This is a genomic window from Acidovorax soli (assembly GCF_900107605.1).
Taxonomy (GTDB): Bacteria; Pseudomonadota; Gammaproteobacteria; order Burkholderiales; family Burkholderiaceae_C; genus Acidovorax; species Acidovorax soli.
Genome location: NZ_FNQJ01000065.1, coordinates 1 through 5,074, shown reverse-complemented (window position 1 = coordinate 5,074; position 5,074 = coordinate 1). Strand labels below are relative to the sequence as shown.

The 5,074-nt window shown below is 66.6% G+C and carries 5 protein-coding genes; 4 read left to right on the top strand and 1 reads right to left on the bottom strand.

Going from position 1 to position 5,074, the window contains the following annotated elements; all coding sequences use genetic code 11:
- Positions 1-133: 133 nt before the first annotated feature.
- A complete protein-coding gene (gene trxA, locus BLW02_RS19165) occupies positions 134-1,042 on the bottom strand; it encodes a thioredoxin (RefSeq protein WP_092701665.1) in 909 nt (302 codons plus the stop codon).
- A gap of 152 nt (positions 1,043-1,194) precedes the next feature.
- Here trxA and purE point away from each other — a divergent pair, with 152 nt between their 5' ends.
- The 4 genes from purE (at position 1,195) to BLW02_RS19145 (ending at position 4,939) form a co-directional block, all read left to right on the top strand.
- Positions 1,195-1,689, top strand: coding sequence for a 5-(carboxyamino)imidazole ribonucleotide mutase (gene purE / locus BLW02_RS19160; protein WP_092701662.1), 495 nt, complete (start codon positions 1,195-1,197; stop codon positions 1,687-1,689).
- The gene (locus tag BLW02_RS19155; protein WP_092701659.1) at positions 1,686-2,861 is read left to right on the top strand and encodes a 5-(carboxyamino)imidazole ribonucleotide synthase; all 1,176 of its coding nucleotides are present in this window, start codon (positions 1,686-1,688) and stop codon (positions 2,859-2,861) included. Before purE ends, BLW02_RS19155 begins: the two co-directional genes overlap by 4 nt.
- A 16-nt stretch (positions 2,862-2,877) precedes the next feature.
- On the top strand, positions 2,878-3,894 hold the full coding sequence (locus tag BLW02_RS19150; RefSeq protein WP_092701656.1) for an L-threonylcarbamoyladenylate synthase: 1,017 nt from the start codon (positions 2,878-2,880) through the stop codon (positions 3,892-3,894).
- Between the two features lie 70 nt (positions 3,895-3,964).
- Positions 3,965-4,939 (top strand): SGNH/GDSL hydrolase family protein, encoded by a 975-nt coding sequence (locus tag BLW02_RS19145; RefSeq protein WP_092701653.1) that lies wholly within the window; start codon positions 3,965-3,967, stop codon positions 4,937-4,939.
- The last annotated feature ends 135 nt before the right edge of the window (positions 4,940-5,074 follow it).

The following is a 5,074-nucleotide window of genomic DNA, read 5'->3' as shown; positions in this document are numbered from 1 at the left end:
GACCTGATCGAAGCTTCCCGCGCGAGGTCAAGCGATCGACACGCAGCAAGTACCCACCAAAAAAATGCCAGTCAGGGCTTAACTGACTGGCATTGGCCTTTCGGCGCGTTTTTTCATGCAGTGAACAGCGCCGTCAGCTCAGCACGACGGAACTCAGGCGGCGGCGGTAGGTTGCCACCACCGGGTCCTCGGGGGGAATCTGGCCTTCCGCCACCTTCACCTTGGGCGGCTCGATGATTTCAAGAATGGCCACATAGGTCTTGCGCGCCGCCTCGTCGCCCCAGGCCTTGTCACGCATCAGGATTTCGAGCAGTTCGTCCATCGCGTCGGTCCAGCGCTGCTGCGCCATGAGCCAGCGGGCGCGGGCGAAGCGGCTGTCGAAATCGCGCTTGTTTGCGGCAATTTTCGCATCAAAATCGGCTCCAGCGCTTTCACCATATGCGCCAGAAGCTACAAAATCAAGAGCATCCATCCAGGCCTTCAGGGCACCGAGCTTGCGCGACGCAGCGGCCTTGGCGATCACCGGGGCAAATGCCACCTTGGCGTCGTCTTCGCGGTCCAGTTGCAGCAGCAGCTTGACATAGTCAAAGCGCGCATCGTCATTGGCCGGATCGGTGACCACGGCATGCTGCAGCTTTTCGAGCGCGGTGTCGGTATCGCCTTCGGCCAGCGCATCGAGCGCCTCCTCTTCCTCGGCTTCTGCCTCCAACACTTCGGCCGAGGGCAGATGCTTGTCGAGAAACGCGCGCACCTGGCCCTCGGGCAAGGCGCCCATGAAACCGTCCACGGGCTGTCCGTTCATCAGCAGCACGCAAGTGGGGATGCTGCGGATGCCGAACATGCCGGCGATCTGCTGCTCCTGGTCCGAATCGATCTTGACCAGCTTGAAGCGGCCGGCGTATTCGGTTTCAAGCTTCTCAAGCACCGGGCCGAGCGACTTGCAGGGGCCGCACCAGGGCGCCCAGAAGTCCACCAGCACGGGCACGTTCATCGAGGCGGCTACCACCTCGGCTTCAAAATTTTCTACGGTGACGTCAATCATGGTGGTGTGGGGCTTAGAGTGGAGCGGTTTGCGTGCTATTTTGGCCCATCGAAATGCCCCCGCGCCAGCCGGGGAAGCGCAAAAAGTAAAATCGCGGGTTCCACCTACAGCGGTGCAGCGGGCGCGGCCCGCGGTTCAGCACCTCCAACACCATGAAACCCATCCAGATCGGCGTGGTCATGGGTTCCAGCAGCGACTGGGACACCATGCAGCACGCAGTGCAAATCCTTGAGCAATTCGGTATTTCGCACGAGGCCCGCGTGGTCTCCGCCCACCGCATGCCCGACGACATGTTTGCCTACGCCGAGGCGGCCGCTGGCCGGGGCCTGAAGGCCATCATCGCCGGCGCCGGCGGCGCCGCCCACCTGCCCGGCATGATTGCAGCCAAGACCACCGTGCCCGTGCTGGGCGTGCCCGTGGCCAGCCGCCACCTGCAGGGCGTGGACTCGCTGCACTCCATCGTGCAGATGCCCAAGGGCATCCCCGTGGCCACGTTTGCCATTGGCACCGCTGGCGCCGCCAATGCCGCACTGTTTGCCGTGGCCCTGCTGGCCTCTGAAAATCCCGAACTGCGCCAGCGGCTCGAAGCCTTCCGCGCCGAGCAGACCGAGGTGGCGCGCAACATGACCCTGCCGCCTGCCGCATGAGCCAAGACACTTCTCTCCCACCGCTGCTGCCGGGATCCACGCTGGGCGTGCTCGGCGGCGGCCAGCTGGGCCGCATGTTCGTGCACCAAGCCCAGGCCATGGGTTACTTCACCGCCGTACTCGACGCCGACCCCACCAGCCCTGCCGGGCTGGTGAGCCACCACCACATCCAGACGGACTACGAAGACCCGCAGGGCCTGGCCGAACTGGCCCGCCTGGCGGATGCGGTGACCACCGAGTTCGAGAACGTGCCCGCTGCGGCCCTGGCCGCGCTGGCTGCGCAACGCCCTGTGTCGCCCGCCGCTGCTGCCGTGTCGGTGGCACAGGACCGCGTGCGGGAAAAAGCCCACTTCGTGGCCTGCGGCGTGCCCTGCGCGCCTTACGCGGTGATAGCAACGGCCGAGCAACTGGCCGCCACTGCGCCCGATCTGCTGCCGGGCATCCTGAAAACGGCCCGCATGGGCTACGACGGCAAGGGCCAGGTGCGCGTGAAAACCGCCGCCGAGCTGGCCGCCGCCTGGGATGCCGTCGGCAAGGTGCCCTGCGTGCTGGAGAAAATGCTGCCGCTGCAGCTCGAATGCTCGGTGCTGGTGGCACGCGGCGTGGACGGCGCCATGGTGCACCTGCCCGTGCAGCGCAACCTGCACCGCGATGGCATTCTGGCCGTGACCGAGGTGTACGAAGGGAATCTGCCTCCGGCGCTTGCCGCACAAGCGGTAACAGCTGCGAAATCTGTAGCAGAAGGCCTGCAGTACGTAGGCGTGCTGTGCGTGGAGTTCTTTGTGCTGCAAGACGGCAGCCTGGTGGTCAACGAGATCGCCCCGCGCCCGCACAACAGCGGCCATTACAGCCAGAACGCCTGCGATGTGTCGCAATTCGAGCTGCAGGTGCGCACCATGGCCCGCCTGCCGCTGACGCAGCCGCGCCAGCACAGCCCCGCCGCCATGCTGAACCTGCTGGGCGACCTGTGGTTTGCCCAGGGCGATGCAGAGCAGACACCGCCCTGGGCCGCAGTGCTGGCCCTGCCCGGCGCCCATCTGCACCTGTACGGCAAGCGCGAAGCCAAACGCGGCCGCAAGATGGGACACCTCAACATCACCGCGGCCACCCCTGAAGCTGCGCGTGCCACCGCCCTACAGGCCGCGGCCTTGCTGGGCATCGCACCGTTCTGATGGCGCCGCTCCGACCATGATTCTGGATGGCACCCTGCCCGCATTTATTGCCGCCGCCGCGCGCGCCGTGCGCAGCGGCGCCCTGCTGGGCCTGCCCACCGAAACGGTGTATGGCCTGGCGGCCGACGCGAGCAGCGATGCCGCCGTGGCGCAGATCTTCGCCGCCAAGGGCCGCCCCAGCGACCACCCGCTGATCGTGCATGTGGCCGATGCCTCAGGCATCGCCCACTTCGCCAGCGCGGTGCCGGACTTTGCGCAAAAACTGGTCGACGCCTTCTGGCCCGGCCCGCTCACCCTGATCCTGCCGCGCCGGCCCGGCGTGGCCACGGCCGCCACCGGCGGCCAGGACAGCGTGGGCCTGCGCTGCCCCGCGCACCCTGTGGCGCATGCACTGCTGGCGGCCTGCGCCGCGCCCGGCGATGCCGCCACCCACGGTGGCCCGCCCGTGTGGGGCGTGGCGGCACCCAGCGCCAACCGCTTTGGCCGCGTGAGTCCCACTACCGCGCAGCATGTGCAGGACGAGCTGGGTGCCGACCTGCTGGTGCTCGACGGCGGCCCCTGCGCCGTGGGCATTGAAAGCACCATCGTGGACTGCACGCGCGGCGTGCCCGTGCTGCTGCGCCCGGGGGCGATCACGCGGGCGCAGATTGCAGCGGCCTGCGGCCTGCAACCGCTATCGAAAGATGAGCTGCCAGCGCAGACACCACGGTCCTCTGGCACGCTGGAGGCCCACTATGCCCCGGCCGCCAAGGTGCGCCTGATGGACGCCCGGGCGCTGCAGACCGCGCTGGACCTGCTGGGCGCCGATGCGGCACACATCGCCATTTATGCCCGCAGCGCGCTGCACACACGCTCGTCCAGGCTGGTGATGCGCCGCATGCCCGATGACGCCGCCGCTGCCGCCCAGCAGCTGTTTGCGGTGCTGCGCGGCTTTGACGACCAGGCCGTGAAGCTGATCTGGATCGAGATCCCGCCCGCCACCCCCGAATGGGAAGGCGTGCGCGACCGGCTGCAGCGCGCCGCTGCGGCCTGAGAGGCTGAGAGGCTTTACATCCGGTTGACCTTGCGTCGTTAAACTAGCCCCCACTTTTCTGGAGAAATACATGGCAGCAAATTGGATGCGCCGCACCTTCGTGGTCGCCGCATGTGCGTCGGCGGCGTTGCTCGCGGCCTGTGGTTCGAGCACGATCGAATCGAAGCTCACGCCCGACCGTTTCATTGCCTTTGGCGATGCCTTCAGCGACGTGGGGCAAAAAGGCGCGCGCTATACCGTCAACGACGGCACTGTCAACAACTGGACGGAGCAGATCGCCACGCGCTACGGCAAGACGATCACGCCCGCAGCCTCGGGCGGCCTGAGCTACGCCACCGGCAATGCGCGCGTTTCGGCCAAGCCCGATGCGGCTGGCGATGCCACCACGCTCACCATCACCGAGCAGATCGACCGCTTCCTGACCAGCGGCAGCATCGGCGCCAACGACGTGGTGTTCGTCAATGCCGGAACCAGTGACGTGATCGCGGGCACGGCGGCCTTCAATGCCAGCCCCAAGACCGAAGCCGACCGTCTGACCCTGCTGGCTGCGGCCCGCAGCGCCGGCGAGCAATTGGCCACCCAGGTGCGCCGCCTCGTCAACGCCGGGGCCAAGCATGTGCTGGTGATCGGCACCTACGACATGAGCAAGTCCCCTTGGGCCCTGGCCACCAGCCAGACCACCCTGCTGCACGACGCCAGCACCAGCTTCAACACCGGCCTGCTGGTGGACATAGAGAAGCTGGGCGCGACGGTGCTGTATGTGGATGCGGCCTACTACGTCAACCTGTTCACCAATTCGCCCGGCTCCTACAGCTTTGACAACAACATCGACATCGCCACCACGCCGGTGTGCACCTCGGTGGATGCAGGCAACGGCATCGGCATTGGCACCGGCCAGGTCAATTCGGCCCTGTGCAATACCTCCACCTTGCTCGCTGGCGCCAACCAGGACAAATATGTGTTCGCCGACGCGGTCTACATGACGCCCTCGGCCCACCGCCAGCTGGGCAACTACGCCTACGACCGCCTGCGGGCCCGCTGGTAAGCCGCGCCGCGCACAGGCAGCAAAAAGCCGGCCCGAGGGTCAATGCCAGTCAGTTAAGCCCTGACTGGCATTTTTTTGGTGGGTACTTGCTGCGTGTCGATCGCTTGACCTCGCGCGGGAAGCTTCGATCAGGTC

Bases quoted from the DNA above. Each gene is read 5' to 3' on its own strand.
- trxA (WP_092701665.1), bottom strand. From the start codon at position 1,042: ATGATTGACGTCACCGTAGAAAATTTTGAAGCCGAGGTGGTAGCCGCC.
- purE (WP_092701662.1), top strand. From the start codon at position 1,195: ATGAAACCCATCCAGATCGGCGTGGTCATGGGTTCCAGCAGCGACTGG.
- BLW02_RS19155 (WP_092701659.1), top strand. From the start codon at position 1,686: ATGAGCCAAGACACTTCTCTCCCACCGCTGCTGCCGGGATCCACGCTG.
- BLW02_RS19150 (WP_092701656.1), top strand. From the start codon at position 2,878: ATGATTCTGGATGGCACCCTGCCCGCATTTATTGCCGCCGCCGCGCGC.
- BLW02_RS19145 (WP_092701653.1), top strand. From the start codon at position 3,965: ATGGCAGCAAATTGGATGCGCCGCACCTTCGTGGTCGCCGCATGTGCG.